This is a genomic window from Janthinobacterium sp. GW823-FHT03B06 (genome assembly GCF_058796955.1).
This window is the reverse complement of the sequence record NZ_JBXAJE010000009.1, coordinates 56,439-71,922: the sequence shown is the minus strand read 5'-3', so window position 1 is coordinate 71,922 and position 15,484 is coordinate 56,439. Positions and strand designations below refer to the sequence as shown.

The following is a 15,484-nucleotide window of genomic DNA, read 5'->3' as shown; positions in this document are numbered from 1 at the left end:
TTCAACTGAGGCATACCATGGCGCAAGACACTCCAAAAGACAACGCAGGCTTTACCTTGCCGGCCCCCGCATCCGCGCCGCCGGCCGCCGATGCGCCGGGCGCACCAGCATCCACCACGGCCACCACCGAAGCTGCGCCCGCGTTGGACGCCGCCGCCACGACCGACACCTCGTCGCGCGACACCCTGATCGGCGGCGTCGTGCTGTTGCTGCTGTTCGTTGCCTTTTTCTTTGCCAAGAATGCCTATGCGAATGGCCTGGTGGCCAAGCGCGTGCCGCCGAACAAGGCCAATGCCTCGGGCTGGTGGTTGTTCATTTTCCTGGCCAGCCTGGCGACCGGCGTCGTGCTGGCGGCCGTGAATGCGCATAAATTCCTCGCGCCATTGTTCATGGGACCGCTGGTGCTGGTGGGCCTGGTAGCGTTGCTGTTGACGTTCACCTCCAGCCGCCGCTAAGAATACGCCGTTGCACGCATCATCGAAGGAATCACCATGGCAGAGAACCTGAACCAAACCATCACCGGCGGCGCCAGCGAGCGCAAGCAGGACAAGATCATCGAACTGCGCCCGACCCTGTTCATCGGCATCGGCGGCACGGGCATGCAGGTGTTGATGCGCGTGCGCCGGCGCATCCTCAACACGCTGTGGGGCGGCGCGGGCAACCGCACGCGCATCGAGGGCCTGGCCGACTTTCCCATCGCGCAATTCATCCATTTCGACCTCGACAATGGCGCCGTGATCGAGAGCGGCGAGTCGCAGGCGAAGGACTTGCAGTTCGACCAGGTGAAGTTCACGGACGACGACAAGGTGGTCGAATCGTTCGACATGGACAAGTACAGCCGTGATGAAGATTCCTTGGAGAAATATCCGCACATCAAGGAATGGTTGCCGCTGACGCCGCAGCGCATCCGCGAGCTGCGTTTCGACATGAGCAGCGGCGCCGGTCAGATCCGCGCCGTGTCGCGCCTGTATTTCTTCGACAAATACGCGAAGATCCGCGACAAGATCCGCTTGAAGCTGAAAGCGCTGAAGGCGGGCCTGTCGCACGAGCGCCAGCTGGCCGAACTGGGTTTGCGCATGGAAACGAACCGTTTCCGCATCGTTATCGTCGGTTCCGTGGCCGGCGGCACGGGGTCCGGTTCCTTCCTCGACATGGGCTTGCTGGCGCGCTGGCTGGCGCGCAGCGAAGTGGGCGCGGCCGACGTGGAGCTGATGCTGTTCTTGCCGACCGGCTACACCAAGGCCAACAAGGACCGGGTCGAGGCCAACGGTTATGCCGCGCTGATGGAGCTGGAATCGGCCATGATGGGCAACAAGGGTTATGTGGGCCGCTGGGATGCGTATGACCGTCCGGAACTGACGCGCGAGCCCTACAGCGAGGTGTACCTGATCGATTCGGGCAACCTTGCCCAGCAGCACACCAAGGATGTCAGCGACGTCTACCACATGGTGGCCGACTCGCTGTTCGAGGATTTTGCTTCAGCCGACTTCGCCCGCGCCAAGCGCTCGATCGCCGTCAACCAGGCGCAGCACAAGAATTCGCTGTACAACGCGCCCGTGCCGCAAGACCGCTTCGGCGACATGCGTTTGTATTTCTCGAAGCGCTTTTCCTCGTTCGGCATGGCCGTGCTCGATACACGCCAGGAAGCGGCGCGCGACGAGCGGGCCCACCGCTGGGCCGGCGCCATGCTGCAAGCGTTCTTTGGCGTGGGCGGCACGGATGCGGGCGCCAACCGCGCCACGGATACGCAGCGCGATAATTTCCTCGCCGCTAATATGTTCCTGAAGGGCACGCCGTTCAGCGATTTCCCCGAGTTTTCCGACAAGAGCATCGAACTGAAGCGCTCCAGCGGCGACTTCATCGATTTCCGCGTCGTCGACGAATTGCTGGAAGACCGCCACGGCCACTTGCTGGCCGGCGTGGAAAACCGGGTCAATACGCGCATTAACGATATCCGCACGGGCTTCGACCGCAGCGAATGGCCGGCGCAGGTGCGCGACGCCATGAAGCACCTGGAACGCGACGCCGTGCGCGACCAGGATTCTACGGCCGACACGACGGAAGACCGCATCAGCAAGCGCCGCCGCGAAGTGCTCGACGACGTCAAGAAAGTCGTGCGCGACCAGTTGTACGGCTATCTTGACAATAAAGAATTCGGCGGCCTGGAATACGTGTTGTCGCTGGTGGAACAGATCAAGGACCGCATCGAGGCGCCGGGCAGCGGCTTGACGGCGCAGATCGGCGCGAATGCCGAGCGTTACCGCGAAATCAAGGAAGCCGTGCGTTCGCGCGAATACGAGCGCCTGCTGAACAACCTGGAACAGACGCGCAGCACCTTCGGTTTCCTCAGCAATGGCGAAAAGCAGGCCGGCGTGGTGATGGATCATTTGCGCACGGAAATGGCGAATGCGCTGAAATTCCATCTGCGGGCCAAGGCGGCGGACGAGTCCGTCATCTTGCTGGGCGAGCTGTCGCGCTGGCTGGGCAACCGGGTCGGCGTCGACGCGCAGGGCCGCGCGCAGTGGAATGGCCTGGTGGGCGAGCTGCAAACGGGCCGCGAAGGCGTGCTGGCCATGCTGGCGGAATTGAAAACGGCCAATACCATCCTGCAAAAGGACCTGGACAAGGAACATGCGACCCTGATCGTCATTCCCGTCACGGAAAAAGACATCGCGCTGCCGTCGGCGGCCACCTTGCGCCAGTGGGCCGATGACGCGTTCAAGGACATGGGCGGCTCAAAAGCCCTGTTCCCCATGCTGGGCGAACCGGCGCAGCGCGGTTTGATCCTGGCCAAGGTCACGCGCATGGCCGAGAACATAATCGCCACGGCGGGCCTGGCGGAAGGGGCGACGAGCACGCCCGACCCCCTGTTCGAGGCATTGGAACAGATGGACGTGTCCGAACGCCTGGACCGCTTCCGCAAGCTGCTGGCCTGCTCCATGCCGTGGATCGACGCCAACATGGCGGGCGACTTCACGGTCGTGTCGGACCAGTTCAAGTGCGTGATTGGCGTGGCCAACGCGGCCGCCTTCAAGGCGAAGTTCGGCGCCGAGCTCGAATCGTGCGTGCCGACCCAGGTGGGCATCACGGTGAGCCAGCTGGAAATCGTCGAGACGGGCATCCGCGGGCGCGCCGTCTGCTATTGCGAGCTGGCCGGCGTGCCGATGACGGTGCTGCGCGGCCTGGAAGGCTGGCGCACCAGCTACCGCAAGGAAGGCGACAACGACAAGGCGCCGACCCACACGCATATCGATCCGACGCAATTCACGCACCCGATCGCGCCCAATACCGATGAAATGAAGCGCCTGGCCGAGGATTTCGGCGAGTTCCTGCAGGCGATCATGCTGGGCGTGCTGACGCGCCACACGGGCAGAGTCGTGCCGCCGGGCCAGTACCAGTTTGCCGTCGAACCGGGCGACCTGCGCCGCATCGGCAACGAACGGGCCATCCGCCAGAACGGCATGCCCGCCTCGTACGAGAAAAACATCGCCCTGCGCATCGAGGAAAAATTGACGGCGCTTGACGCCGTGCAGACGGCGGCCATGGCCGCGCTGGCAAAATACTATGAACGCACCGTGTATGCGCCCAAGCTGGTGGCGCAGGCCGATGGCTCGCAGCTGCCGTACGTCGGCTTTGGCAGCGCCATTTCCGCCGAGCTGGGCGCGCGCCTGCGCGAGTCGGCGCGCCGCAAGGGCATGGCCAGCGATGAGCTCGAGCGCACGGTGCAAGCTCTGCTGGGCCGCCTGAAGGAGTGGGCAAACGTCATCGGCGACTCCGACGGCGACGCCTACGACTGGGAAGTGCGCGAGCCGGAAGCGGACGGCCAGCCGCGGCTGAAATATGCGATCAAGGGGGAAATGCTGGAAGCGGGACGCCTCGAGCAATTGCTGCGCCCGGCCAGCGCGCCGGCCGCTGCCGTGGCGCCGGCCTTTGGTATGGCGCCGCCACCGCTGGGCGGCATGCCGCCGCCCCTGGTGGAGTACCAGTATTTCCTGGGCATAAACGGCCAGCAGCAGGGACCGTTCACGGCCCAGCAGATCGTGCAGTACGTGCAGGCAGGGCAGGTCGTACCCGGCACCACCAAGGTGTGGCGCGCCGGTTTGCCGGCCTGGGCCGAGCTGGCCCAGTTCCCCGAGCTGGCTCCCTTGTTCCTTAGCGCGCCACCACCGTTGATGCCGCCGCCTCTGTGAACGCTGGAATGACGTTGGAATGAAGGATTAGTTTTGGATATCTGCAACAAATGCAAGACGGGCCTGTGGACCGTTGTCAGCCATTGTCCGTACTGCGGGCAGGCGCAGGCTGGCGTAGCCCAGCCAGCCGCGGCCGTGCCGCCGCCGCTGCCGGTGCAGACGCCGGCGCCTGTGCCGCCGCCTGTGCCAGTATCGCCGCCTGTGGCGCCCAAGCCGCCGCCTCTGCCGGTGTTACCGGCGCCTGCGCCGAAAGCGCCACCCAAGCCGGCTCCGGCTCCGGTGCCGCCGCCAGCCGCGCCGAAGCCCGTGCCGGTGCCGCCATCGGCGCCTGCAACGGCAGTCCCGCCGCCGCCGCGCAAGTGGCTGCGCTGGCTGGGCGGCGCCGTCGTGCTGGCGGCCGTCATCGTCTACATGAATGGCAAGCCGGGCGGCAAGAGCGAATCGGCCTGCAACGACGCCATCGACAGCGGTTTGAAACTGGTGGCGAATGGCAGCCTGGACGGCGCCCGCCAGAAGCTGGCGACGGCGAAAAATGTGTGCACGGGCAAGTCCAGCGCCAAGGCCGATGATCTGCAGGCGGCGATCGGCAAGGCCGGCGCCGCATCGGGCAGTTGCCAGCGCGGCGTGCGCGCCATCGAGCGCAATATTGACGGCCATCAATTGCAAAACGCCGCCAGGGGCATTGCCGGGCTCGACATCGATTGCGCGGGCGCTGCCAGCGTGGATTCCTTGCGCAAGCAGCTGGCGCGCCAGCAGGCGGCAGCCGCGTCCGTGCTGGTCGGCGTGCGCCAGGCGCTCGATGGCAAGGATGCGACGGCGGCCCGCAATGGCATCGCCAGGCTGGAAGCGATCGACCGCGAAGCGGTGGAATTGCCGCAGCTGAAGGCCGACGTGCAGGCGCTGTCGATGGCGGCGCCCGTTTCTGCCCCGTCGCCGGCCCCGGCGCAGGCAGTAATGCCGGCACAGCAGGAACCGGCGCCCGCGCGCGTGGTCGAACGTCCAGTGGTGACCGAACGCCGTCCGCTGGAAACGTCGCCCGTCGATAGCGGCGCTGCCATGCGGAACGAGATGGCGCAATCGTTCCTGCGCGATGCCGAGCGTTCATTGCTGGAAGGTAAGTTCGATGCGGCCAAGACGTATCTGGAAAGCGCACGCCGCGTCGATCCGGGCAATGCGCGCATCGACAATCTGTCGCGCCGCATCCGCGAGCGCGAACGGCAAGTGCTGCAGACGGAAACAACGATCAATTAGTCATCCGGGAGTCACCATGCTGAATCACACCACCTTGCGCGCCGTCGCTGCGCTGACCATCGCGGCCATGCTGACCGGCTGCGCCACGGCGACTATGAACCCGAACGGCGTGCGCCAGGACAGTTCCTATCCGCAAGGCGGCGCCCAGGCGGCCACGGATGAGGATCCGTGCAGCGTGGGCACGTCGGCGGCGGCCGGTGCGGCCGTGGGCGCGCTGCTGGGGGCGCTGGCGGGCGGCAAGAATGGCGCGCTGAAGGGCGCGGCCATCGGCGGCGGCCTGGCGGCGGCCGGTTGCCTGGCCATCAATGTCAATTCGCGCCAGACCAAGACGGCGGCGCAGGCGGACCGCGACTACATCCGCACGCGCGGCGCCTTGCCGCGCGAGCCGCAAGTGGTGTCGTACACGCCGCAGCTGAGCGCGTCGACCGTCAAGCGCGGCCAGCCGTTCAAGGTCAACTCCGTGGTGGAGCTGGTCAACGGCAGCGCGCAAAGCGTCAACGACGTGCGCGAAGAACTGGTGGTGCTCGACCCGCAAGGCCAGCCCTTCAAGTCCGGCTCGAAAGCGCTGGCCAGCAACAACAAATCGGGCGGTCGCTTTGAAAACTCGTTCGAGCTGACCTTGCCGGCCGGCGTGTCGCAAGGCGTGTACGGCGTCAAGACGAATCTGTACGTGAACGGCAAGCTGGCCGCCACGCGCGACTTGCGCACGCAGCTGGTGATGCTGGACGACAATAGCGGCGCGGCGCGGCTGGCGCTGCGCTGATCGCCGTATGCAAATGCGTAGGTCGGATTAGCGGGGTAAAGCCCCGCGTAATCCGACAACACCACTAACGCCAACAATGTTGTCGGATTACGGCCCCTTGGGCCTAATCCGACCTACGCGCCGCCCTGGTAGCCGTGTTGGCGCCAGGCCTCGTAGACAACGACGGCCACCGTATTCGACAGATTCAAACTGCGGTTGTCCGGGCGCATGGGCAGGCGGATGCGCTGTTCGGCAGGAAAGCCGTCGCGCAGGGCGGGATCGAGGCCTTTTGTTTCCGAGCCGAACACGAACACGTCGCCCGGCAGGAAGGCCACGTCGCCGAACGGGCGCGAGCCGCGCGTCGTCATGGCGAACATGCGGGCCGGGTCGGGCTGGGTATCGGCCAGGAAGGCTGCCCAATTCTTGTGCACCTTCATCTTGGCGTAATCGTGGTAATCGAGGCCGGCGCGCTTCATCTTGGCATCGTCGAGGGGAAAGCCCAGCGGTTCGACCAGATGCAGCTGCGCGCCCGTGTTCGCGCACAGGCGGATGACGTTGCCCGTATTGGGCGGGATTTCAGGTTCTACCAAAACAACGTGAAACAAAATGCTCTCCTTGGTCTATCTCTCATATATACAGCGAATTTAATGCGGCGGCGTGCGCGCCACCACCAGGATGCTGACCCTGGCCGCCCCCGCGCGCTTGCAGGCGGCGGCCAGCGCGTTGACGGTATGGCCGCTGCTCATCACGTCGTCGACGATGCCGACATGGCATCCTGGCAATAACGGCGCGTAGTCCGGCGCGATGGCGAACGCGTGCGCCAGGTTGGCTTGCCGTTCCTGCGGCGCCACGCCGCTTTGCGCCCGCGTTTCGCGCACGCGCAGCGCCAGCCGGGGCTGCAAAGGCACGTCCAGCAGGCGCGCCAGCGGGCGCGCGATTTCCAGCGCCTGGTTAAAACCCCGCTCGGCCAGCCGGGCCGAGCCCAAGGGCACCGGGCACAGCAATTGTGGCGCTTGCCATTCCTGCTGTTGCTGAATGGCAACATGCAGCAGTTCTGCGAACAGGGGCGCCAACGCCAGTCGCGCGCCGAATTTCAGCTGCAGCAGCAACTGGTCGACGGGTGCCGCATAGTCAAACGCCGTGACGGTGGCGTCATACGCGGGCCGCTGGCGCAAACAGCGCCCGCACAGTTGAGCCACCTCACTGTCAGCGAGCGGATTGGCGCACTGGCGGCAGCGCTGGCGCAGTTGCCCGCGTCCTTGCCCCAGGTACTGCGCGCGGCAAGGCGGGCACAGCACTTGCGGGCAACCGATGCCGCACAGCGCGCATTGCGCCGGCAGCACGGTGTCGCCCAGCCACAGTCGCAGCGCCTGCCAGGCGGCATCAAGGCGTTGCCGGGTGGCGGTCCGCATCGCGATGGCGTCGTTCCATGTACACTGCCGACATTATCTCACCTCACCCGATTCAACATGCCAGTTCCCACCAGTCCGCCCAAAATGAGTGCGCCCATCGATGCGGTGCAAGTACGCGATTTCTTTTCCCGTCCGGCGCGCGTCGCGCCGTCGGACTTCCTGCGCCGCGAAGTGTCGGCACGCATGCACGAGCGCCTGGAGCTGGTGAAAATCACGCCGCATCGCGTGCTTGACGCCGGCTGCGGCCCAGGCGCGGACCTGGCGCAATTGCACAAGGATTATCCCGCCGCGCAGATTATCGGTCTCGATGCAGCGCAAGCGATGATGCAGGCGGCGCGCGCGCCCGCGTCGAAACTGGCCAGCCTGAATCAGTTCCTCAGCAAGTTGCTGCCGGCCAAGACAGGCGTGGATTTGTTGTGCGGCGACCTGGGCGACCTGCCGCTGGCGCAGGGCAGCATCGACCTCGTGTGGTCGAATCTGGCGCTGCACTGGCATGCCCAGCCCGACCGCGTGTTTGCCGAATGGCGGCGCGCGCTGCGCCTCGATGGCTTGCTGATGTTTTCCTGCTTCGGCCCCGACACTTTCCGCGAAGTGCGCGACGCGTTTGCCGAGGCCGATTTATATCCGCACGCCTTGCCCTTCGTCGATATGCACGACTTTGGCGACATGCTGGTCGAGACGGGTTTTTCCACGCCCGTGCTGGACATGGAAATCATCACCGTCACCTACGATACGGCGGAAAAACTGCTGGCGGACGTGCGCGCCTTTGGCGGCAACCCGCTCACCACGCGCCGGCGCGGCCTGATGGGCAAGGCGGCCTGGCAGCGCATGCTGGCCGCGCTGGAAAAGACGCGCCGTCCCGACGGCAAGCTGGGTCTGAGTTTCGAAGTGATCTATGGCCATGCCTTCCGTCCCGCGCCGCGCGTGACGCGCAATGGCGAGGCCATCATCCGCTTCGATCTGCCGCGCAAGCCTAAATAAAAGGGCAAAGAAACCGACACTTGGTCGCATTCGCGCGCGATGTGGCAACTTGGCGTTGCAAAGCACGCGGCGGCCGGGAGAAGGGCGCGCACAAAGCCGATTATTGCTTGATGGATTCAAGTTTACTTGATTATAATCGTTGATTGTTTGTCAGCTTGCTAATTGAAAAAAACAAGGGCTGCATACAAAATAAAAAAAACAAAGCGAGACTTATTCGAAGTTACTGCATTAGTATAGTAACCATCTTCCACACGAGGCCATTTCGATGTGGGGAAGAAAAACAGGGTTCCAGCATGGTTGCGCGCCGCCGTTTTTTGCTGCGGCAGCCAGCATGGAATTCGCTGGTGCTTGACGCACATGGCCGCATTCCGGCCGTGTTGCTTTCATGGAGGAGCGGCAGCGGTCCAGTACGGAGAAATCCGCAGCCGTTTAAAATATCATTATTTTTGGGTGGTTGGGGAAAACATGACACATGCAAAGCGACTTCAATCGTTGCTGCTCGGGCTGTCTTTGACAGCGTTTGGCATCGGGCGATGGGCCACGGCGGCACCGGCTGCCAGCACCTATCCCGGCACCGGCGGTCCCGTGCCGTTCGAAATGAATCTGCAACCGCCGGCGACACAGATCGCCCATGAAATCTACGATTTGCACACCCTGATGATGATCATCTGCCTGGTGATCTTCGTGGCCGTGTTCGGCGTCATGTTCTATTCCATCTTCAAGCACCGCAAGTCCCTGGGCCACAAGCCGGCCACTTTCCACGAAAGCACCACCGTCGAGATCGCCTGGACCGTCGTGCCTTTCCTGATCGTCATCGGCATGGCCCTGCCTGCCACGCGCACCGTGGTCGGCATGAAGGACACCTCGAACGCCGACATCACCATCAAGGCCACCGGCATGCAGTGGAAATGGGGCTATGACTACCTGAAAGGAGAGGGCGAAGGCATTTCCTTCCTCTCCAACCTGGCCACGCCGCGCTCGCAAGTGGGTGCGCCAGGCGCGCCGCCGACGGAAAAACGGGGCGAAAATTACCTGATCGAAGTCGACAACGAAGTCGTCGTGCCGGTCAACAAGAAGATCCGCGTGGTACTGACGGCCAACGACGTCATCCACGCCTGGTCCGTGCCCGCCTTTGGCGTCAAGCAGGATGCGATTCCCGGCTTCGTGCGCGACACCTGGTTCAAGGCCGACCATATCGGCACCTTCCGCGGCAATTGCGCCGAGCTGTGCGGCAAGGAACACGCGTTCATGCCCATCGTCGTCAAGGTCGTCTCCGCCGACGACTACAAGGCTTGGGTTGATGTAAAACAAAAGGAAATGGCCGCATTGGCTGATGATCCAAGCAAGGTGTGGACCATCGACGAATTGAAGGTCAAGGGCGAGAAAGTGTATACGGCCAACTGCGTGGTCTGCCACCAGGCGACCGGCAAGGGCGTACCGGGGGCATTTGCGCCGCTGGACGGCTCGGCCGTGGTGAACGGCCCGAAAGCTGATCAGATCCACGTCTTGCTGAACGGGCAAAAGAGCGGCAAGTATCCCGCTGAAATGCCGGCATGGAAACAGCTGTCCGACACGGAAATTGCCGCAGTGATCACTTACACGCGCAATTCCTGGTCGAACAAGGCCGCAGAGAACATCGTTCAACCAGCCGAAGTCGTGGCTGCACGCAAGTAATTAGGAGCCGCATATGAGTACGAGCACGAGCACCTTGGACCACGCCGGTCACGATCACGACCATGCCCACGACCACCCGACCGGCTACCGCCGCTGGCTGTTTGCCACCAACCACAAGGATATCGGTACGTTGTACCTGTGGTTTTCGTTCATCATGCTGCTGTCGGGCGGCGTGCTGGCCCTGATGATCCGTACGGAACTGTTTCATCCAGGCTTGCAATTCTTTCACCCGGAATTTTTTAATCAACTGACCACCATGCACGGCCTGGTGATGGTGTTTGGCGCCATCATGCCGGCCTTCGTCGGCTACGCCAACTGGATGATCCCGCTGCAAGTGGGCGCGTCCGACATGGCGTTTGCCCGCATGAACAACTTCTCGTTCTGGCTGCTGCCGCCGGCCGCGCTGTTGCTGGCCACGTCCTTCCTCGTACCGGGCGGCGCCACGGCTGCCGGCTGGACCCTGTATGCGCCGCTGTCGACGCAGATGGGCCCCGGTATGGACATGGCGATTTTTGCCATGCACCTGATGGGCGCCTCGTCCATCATGGGTTCGATCAACATCATCGTCACCATCCTGAACATGCGCGCCCCCGGCATGACCCTGATGAAAATGCCGATGTTCTGCTGGACCTGGCTCATTACCGCGTATCTGTTGATCGCCGTCATGCCCGTGCTGGCCGGCGCCATCACCATGACCCTGACGGACCGCCATTTCGGCACCTCGTTCTTTAATGCGGCAGGCGGCGGCGACCCCGTCATGTACCAGCACATCTTCTGGTTCTTCGGCCATCCCGAGGTCTACATCATGATTCTGCCGGCTTTCGGCATCGTCTCGCAGATCCTGCCCGCGTTTGCCCGCAAGCCGCTGTTCGGCTACGCCTCGATGGTCTACGCTACCGCTTCCATCGCGATTCTGTCCTTCATCGTCTGGGCGCACCACATGTTTACCACCGGCATGCCGGTGACGAGCCAGCTGTTCTTCATGTACGCGACCATGCTGATCGCCGTGCCCACGGGCGTGAAAGTGTTCAACTGGATCGCCACCATGTGGAAGGGCTCGATGACGTTCGAAACGCCGATGCTGTTCTCGGTGGGCTTCATCTTCGTCTTCACCATGGGCGGCTTCACGGGCCTGATCCTGGCCGTCACGCCGATCGACATCCAGCTGCAGGATACCTATTATGTGGTGGCGCACTTCCACTACGTGCTGGTGGCCGGTTCGCTGTTCGCCCTGTTCGCCGGTTTCTACTACTGGTCGCCGAAATGGACGGGCCATATGTACAACGAGACGCGCGGCAAGATCCACTTCTGGCTGTCGCTGATCACGTTCAACGTGACCTTCTTCCCGATGCACTTCCTGGGCCTGGCCGGCATGCCGCGCCGCTACGCCGACTATCCGGCGCAGTTCACGGACTTCAATATGATCGCCTCGATCGGCGGCTTCGGTTTCGGCCTGATGCAGGTGTACTTCCTGTTCTTCGTCGTCTTGCCGACCATCCGCGGCGGCAAGGCTGCGCCAGCGAAACCATGGGAAGGCGCGGAAGGCCTGGAATGGACCGTGCCGAGCCCGGCGCCGTTCCACACGTTTGAAACGCCGCCGACCGTGAAATAAGGTATCGCGGGCCGGCGTGTTGCGCGGCCCGTCTTGAATAAAGTGCCTGCCATGACCGAAGTGAAAACTGAGCGCAAGAAACCGAACAACCTGCGTACCGGGCTGATCTTGGCCGCCCTGGCGGCCTTCTTCTTCCTGTCCGTGTTCGTCAAGCGCATGTGGCTCTGACGTGACGACGCCCCACCAACAGGAAACGCGCGGCCTGAACCGCAAGATGCTGGGCAAGCTGCTCGTCATTGCCGTGCTGATGTTCGGCTTTGGCTATGCCCTGATTCCCGTCTACAAGCAGATTTGTGAAGTGATGGGCATCAACGTGCTGACGCAAAAAGATGGCACGGTGGCTTACGACAACAATACGCAGGTTGATACGACGCGCAGCATCACCGTCGAGTTCGACGGCAATGCGCAAGGGCCTTGGCGCTTCCGCCCGACCGTCTCGAGCATGCAGGTGCATCCGGGCGAACTGGTGACCGTCATGTATGAAGTGGTCAATACACAAAACCGCGTCGTCAACGCGCAAGCGATTCCCAGCTACGCGCCGCAGAGCGCCACGCCGCATTTCAAGAAGGTCGAGTGCTTCTGCTTCAAGCAGCAGACCTTGAAACCGAAGGAAGCGCGGCAGATGCCGGTGGTGTTCTTCCTCGATCCGGCCCTGCCGAAAGAGGTGAAGACCATCACCCTGTCGTACACGTTTTTCGAGATTGCCGGTCTGAGCCAGGCTCAGACGCCGGCCGTCCAATAGGAGAGTGCCATGGGCGAATCCGCCAAGCCGGAAAAAGCGTCGTTCCTGTATTCGCTGCGGGCCGTCGTCTGGTCGTTCACGGGGCTGCGCCGCAAGAGCGATTTCGACACGGATTCGGCCAAGCTCAATCCCGTGCACATCGTCATCGCCGGTTTCCTGGTGGTGGCTTGCCTGATCGGCATCCTGATTTCAATTGTTAAATTCGTCGTTTTATAAATTATAAAAAACCACCCTATAAGTTTTTGAGGAGATGATGATGAGTTCCAACCACGCCGCCGTACCTTATTATTTCGTGCCCGGCCCGTCGCGCTGGCCCATGCTGGGCGGCGCCAGCCTGCTGCTGACCATGATCGGCGCCTCGGCCTGGGTCAACGACGTCTCCTGGGGCCCGTACGTGAATTACCTGGGCATCGCCGGCATCCTGCTGGTGCTGTATTTCTGGTTCGGCGACGCCATCAGCGAATCGGAGCAGGGCTTGTACAGCGAGCGCATCGACCACTCCTTCCGCTGGAGCATGAGCTGGTTCATCTTTTCGGAAGTCATGTTCTTCGCCGCCTTCTTCGGCGCCCTGTTCTACGCGCGCAGCATCTCGATGCCATGGCTGGCCGACCTCGACCACAAGGTGATCTGGCCCGATTTCGCCGCCCACTGGGGCAACACGGGCCCGGCCGGCACGGTGCAGGAATTCACCACCATGACGCCGTTCTGGATTCCGACCATTAATACGGCCCTGCTGCTGACGTCGGGCGTCACCCTGACGATTTCCCACCACGCGCTGCGCGCCGGCCACCGCGCCATGACGGCCCTGTTCCTGTTCGCCACCATCGTGCTGGGCGCCATCTTCATGGGCTTCCAGGTCTATGAATACATCCACGCCTACAGCGAACTGAACTTGAAATTGACGTCCGGCATCTACGGCGCCACCTTCTTCATGCTGACGGGCTTCCACGGCTTCCACGTGACCCTGGGCGCCATCATGCTGTCCGTCATCCTGTACCGCGTGCTGAAAGGCCACTTCACGCCCGAGCACCACTTCGGCTTCGAAGGCGCCGCCTGGTACTGGCACTTTGTCGACGTCGTCTGGCTGGGCCTGTACGTGGTCGTGTATTGGTTATAATGGCGGGGCAGGGCGCGCGTTGTTGAGGGGCGCGCCGGCACCATAAAAAAAGCCGTACCGGGAGATCCTGGGTACGGCTTTTTTCTTAGTGTGAAGAATTTTGCTAAGCAAGCAACGTCGTTGGCAACGGGGTCAGACCCGTCGGGTCTGACCCCAGCCGTTAATGTATGCCCGTCGGCTGGATATAACCCAGATGATGCGCCAGCAGGATCAGCAAAAACAGGGTGATCGACAAGCCCACGCGCAGGGCCAGCGCCTGCACGGTGCGGTTGCTCTTGCCCTTGTCGCGCATAAGGAAGAACAGGGCCGAGCCCAGGCTGCCCAGGATCAGGATGAAGGCGATGGCAACGAGGATTTTCATGGATGGTAGCGCCAGGCTTGAGGAGGTTTCATTGTAATGCGTATCCGCTTCCATTTTAGATGGATTCCATTTGTTGTAATGCTGCTACTGGTGGCCCTGGGTGTCTCTCTGGCGCAGTGGCAGCAGCGCCGTGCCGACGAGAAAGTCGCGCGTGCCGCCCGGCTGGAAGCGGGCAACCAGGCCGCGCCGCTGGCCTTGACGGCCGCGCCGCTGCTGCCGGCCGATGCGCAAGCGATCGAGTTTCGCCGCGTCACCGTCACGGGCCATTTCGTGCCCGCCTGGACGGTCTACCTGGACAACCGCCCTTACAAGGGCCAGGCCGGTTTCCACGTGCTCACGCCATTCCAGATTGACGGTTCGACCATGCACGTGCTGGTGGCGCAGGGCTGGTTGCCGCGCAACAATACGGAGCGCACGCGCATTCCCGACTATGCCACGCCCACGGGTACGGTGACGATCACCGGCATCGCGCGCCTGAACGCGGGCCATGTGATGGAACTGGGCACGGCGACGGCCCTGGCGCCGTACGCCATCGTGCAAAATGCCGATATCGGCCAGCTGGCCCGGGCCAGCGGCCTGGCCCTGCAGCCCTTTATCCTCGAACAAACAGTCGACCCAGGTGATCCGCCAGCATCCGGCCAGCTTCCCGTGCGCGACTGGCCGGCGCCCGACCTGGGCGCCGACAAGCACCGCGGCTATGCATTCCAGTGGTATGCACTGGCACTGATGGCTTTTTTATTTTTTGTCTTTACAGGATTTCGACGTGCAAACAAACAGCCCTGAAGCAACGCAAGACAACGGCAACAAGCAGCTGCAAAACACGGGACGGTGGAAACTGCTGGCCGTGGTGGCCGTGTGCGCCTTTCCCATCATCGCCTCGTATTTCACGTATTACATCATCAAGCCCACGGGCCGCAACAACTATGGCGCCCTGATCGACCCGCGTCTGTACCCGATACCGGAAGCCCAGCTGCAGGTGACGGAACTGGACGGCAAGCCCGCGCCGCTGGCCCAGTTCATGGGCAAGTGGGTGTTGCTGCAGACGGGCCCGTCCGATTGCCAGGAAGCGTGCAAGAAGCAATTGTTTGACATGCAACAACTGCGTTTGATGCAAGGCAAGGAGCGCGAACGCCTGGAACGGGTCTGGCTGGTGACGGATGGCCAGCCGCTCGACACGCTCGTGATGCGCGAATTCGACGGCACCAGCATGCTGCGCGTGAATAATGACGCCTTAAAGGCGTGGCTGCCCGTGGAGCCGGGCGGCAAGACCAGCGACCACTTATATTTGATCGATCCGCTGGGCAACCTGATGATGCGCTTCCCGAAAGACGCGGACCCGAACAAGATCAAGAAAGACATCGCCAAGCTGCTCAAAGCTTCGGCGATCGGTTAAGGGGAACGC

Annotated in this window: 16 protein-coding genes; 13 read left to right on the top strand and 3 right to left on the bottom strand. The window is 62.8% G+C overall.

Annotated elements, in window-relative coordinates; translation table 11 throughout:
• Window positions 1–17 precede the first annotated feature (17 nt).
• Genes AC1RBA_RS24240 through AC1RBA_RS24225 form a run of 4 tightly spaced genes read left to right on the top strand, consistent with a single transcriptional unit; the run spans window position 18 to window position 6,204 of the window.
• Entirely contained in the window at window positions 18–455 is a 438-nt protein-coding gene (locus AC1RBA_RS24240) for a hypothetical protein (RefSeq protein ID WP_492420019.1), read from the top strand.
• Window positions 456–491: 36 nt separating this feature from the next.
• Window positions 492–4,190 carry a tubulin-like doman-containing protein gene (locus AC1RBA_RS24235; protein ID WP_492420018.1) on the top strand — a complete coding sequence of 1,233 codons (3,699 nt, stop codon included), beginning with the start codon at window positions 492–494 and terminating at the stop codon, window positions 4,188–4,190.
• A 33-nt stretch (window positions 4,191–4,223) separates the two neighbouring features.
• Window positions 4,224–5,441: a hypothetical protein gene (locus tag AC1RBA_RS24230; RefSeq protein WP_492420017.1), complete on the top strand. Its 1,218-nt coding sequence runs from the start codon at window positions 4,224–4,226 to the stop codon at window positions 5,439–5,441.
• A gap of 16 nt (window positions 5,442–5,457) precedes the next feature.
• On the top strand, window positions 5,458–6,204 hold the full coding sequence (locus AC1RBA_RS24225; RefSeq protein WP_492420016.1) for a hypothetical protein: 747 nt from the start codon (window positions 5,458–5,460) through the stop codon (window positions 6,202–6,204).
• Window positions 6,205–6,317: 113 nt separating this feature from the next.
• Here AC1RBA_RS24225 and trmL read toward each other — a convergent pair whose 3' ends face one another.
• Together trmL and AC1RBA_RS24215 are read right to left on the bottom strand one after the other, a co-directional pair.
• Window positions 6,318–6,788: a tRNA (uridine(34)/cytosine(34)/5-carboxymethylaminomethyluridine(34)-2'-O)-methyltransferase TrmL gene (gene trmL / locus AC1RBA_RS24220; protein ID WP_034784868.1), complete on the bottom strand. Its 471-nt coding sequence runs from the start codon at window positions 6,786–6,788 to the stop codon at window positions 6,318–6,320.
• Between the two features lie 39 nt (window positions 6,789–6,827).
• A complete protein-coding gene (locus AC1RBA_RS24215; RefSeq protein WP_492420015.1) occupies window positions 6,828–7,595 on the bottom strand; it encodes a phosphoribosyltransferase family protein in 768 nt (255 codons plus the stop codon).
• Between the two features lie 57 nt (window positions 7,596–7,652).
• Here AC1RBA_RS24215 and AC1RBA_RS24210 point away from each other — a divergent pair, with 57 nt between their 5' ends.
• The 7 genes from AC1RBA_RS24210 (at window position 7,653) to AC1RBA_RS24180 (ending at window position 13,721) form a co-directional block, all read left to right on the top strand.
• Window positions 7,653–8,576: a methyltransferase domain-containing protein gene (locus tag AC1RBA_RS24210; protein WP_227742101.1), complete on the top strand. Its 924-nt coding sequence runs from the start codon at window positions 7,653–7,655 to the stop codon at window positions 8,574–8,576.
• A gap of 465 nt (window positions 8,577–9,041) precedes the next feature.
• Window positions 9,042–10,250, top strand: a complete 1,209-nt coding sequence (gene coxB / locus AC1RBA_RS24205) for a cytochrome c oxidase subunit II (protein ID WP_070222560.1) — start codon at window positions 9,042–9,044, stop codon at window positions 10,248–10,250.
• A gap of 13 nt (window positions 10,251–10,263) precedes the next feature.
• A complete protein-coding gene (gene ctaD, locus AC1RBA_RS24200) occupies window positions 10,264–11,862 on the top strand; it encodes a cytochrome c oxidase subunit I (RefSeq protein ID WP_034749009.1) in 1,599 nt (532 codons plus the stop codon).
• Window positions 11,863–11,913: 51 nt separating this feature from the next.
• A complete protein-coding gene (locus AC1RBA_RS24195) occupies window positions 11,914–12,030 on the top strand; it encodes a cytochrome oxidase small assembly protein (protein WP_217494223.1) in 117 nt (38 codons plus the stop codon).
• Between the two features lies 1 nt (window position 12,031).
• A complete protein-coding gene (locus tag AC1RBA_RS24190) occupies window positions 12,032–12,604 on the top strand; it encodes a cytochrome c oxidase assembly protein (RefSeq protein ID WP_099409817.1) in 573 nt (190 codons plus the stop codon).
• Between the two features lie 9 nt (window positions 12,605–12,613).
• A complete protein-coding gene (locus AC1RBA_RS24185; protein WP_077399736.1) occupies window positions 12,614–12,820 on the top strand; it encodes a DUF2970 domain-containing protein in 207 nt (68 codons plus the stop codon).
• Between the two features lie 40 nt (window positions 12,821–12,860).
• A complete protein-coding gene (locus AC1RBA_RS24180) occupies window positions 12,861–13,721 on the top strand; it encodes a cytochrome c oxidase subunit 3 (protein WP_099665459.1) in 861 nt (286 codons plus the stop codon).
• Window positions 13,722–13,881: 160 nt separating this feature from the next.
• Here the strand turns inward: AC1RBA_RS24180 and AC1RBA_RS24175 are convergent, their stop codons facing one another.
• Window positions 13,882–14,082 (bottom strand): twin transmembrane helix small protein, encoded by a 201-nt coding sequence (locus AC1RBA_RS24175; RefSeq protein WP_046683386.1) that lies wholly within the window; start codon window positions 14,080–14,082, stop codon window positions 13,882–13,884.
• Window positions 14,083–14,118: 36 nt separating this feature from the next.
• On the opposite strand from AC1RBA_RS24175, the gene AC1RBA_RS24170 reads away from it, so the two are divergent.
• Window positions 14,119–14,865, top strand: a complete 747-nt coding sequence (locus AC1RBA_RS24170) for an SURF1 family protein (protein WP_492420014.1) — start codon at window positions 14,119–14,121, stop codon at window positions 14,863–14,865.
• Window positions 14,846–15,475 (top strand): SCO family protein, encoded by a 630-nt coding sequence (locus AC1RBA_RS24165; protein WP_492420013.1) that lies wholly within the window; start codon window positions 14,846–14,848, stop codon window positions 15,473–15,475. The genes AC1RBA_RS24170 and AC1RBA_RS24165 overlap by 20 nt, the downstream gene beginning before the upstream one ends.
• Window positions 15,476–15,484: the final 9 nt, after the last annotated feature.

What these genes read in the sequence shown, in the direction of transcription:
- coxB (WP_070222560.1), top strand. Translation starts at nt 9,042, where the DNA reads ATGACACATGCAAAGCGACTTCAATCGTTGCTGCTCGGGCTGTCTTTG.
- AC1RBA_RS24210 (WP_227742101.1), top strand. Translation starts at nt 7,653, where the DNA reads ATGCCAGTTCCCACCAGTCCGCCCAAAATGAGTGCGCCCATCGATGCG.
- AC1RBA_RS24180 (WP_099665459.1), top strand. Translation starts at nt 12,861, where the DNA reads ATGAGTTCCAACCACGCCGCCGTACCTTATTATTTCGTGCCCGGCCCG.
- AC1RBA_RS24215 (WP_492420015.1), bottom strand. Translation starts at nt 7,595, where the DNA reads ATGCGGACCGCCACCCGGCAACGCCTTGATGCCGCCTGGCAGGCGCTG.
- AC1RBA_RS24240 (WP_492420019.1), top strand. Translation starts at nt 18, where the DNA reads ATGGCGCAAGACACTCCAAAAGACAACGCAGGCTTTACCTTGCCGGCC.
- AC1RBA_RS24235 (WP_492420018.1), top strand. Translation starts at nt 492, where the DNA reads ATGGCAGAGAACCTGAACCAAACCATCACCGGCGGCGCCAGCGAGCGC.
- AC1RBA_RS24175 (WP_046683386.1), bottom strand. Translation starts at nt 14,082, where the DNA reads ATGAAAATCCTCGTTGCCATCGCCTTCATCCTGATCCTGGGCAGCCTG.
- ctaD (WP_034749009.1), top strand. Translation starts at nt 10,264, where the DNA reads ATGAGTACGAGCACGAGCACCTTGGACCACGCCGGTCACGATCACGAC.
- AC1RBA_RS24225 (WP_492420016.1), top strand. Translation starts at nt 5,458, where the DNA reads ATGCTGAATCACACCACCTTGCGCGCCGTCGCTGCGCTGACCATCGCG.
- AC1RBA_RS24185 (WP_077399736.1), top strand. Translation starts at nt 12,614, where the DNA reads ATGGGCGAATCCGCCAAGCCGGAAAAAGCGTCGTTCCTGTATTCGCTG.
- AC1RBA_RS24170 (WP_492420014.1), top strand. Translation starts at nt 14,119, where the DNA reads ATGCGTATCCGCTTCCATTTTAGATGGATTCCATTTGTTGTAATGCTG.
- AC1RBA_RS24195 (WP_217494223.1), top strand. Translation starts at nt 11,914, where the DNA reads ATGACCGAAGTGAAAACTGAGCGCAAGAAACCGAACAACCTGCGTACC.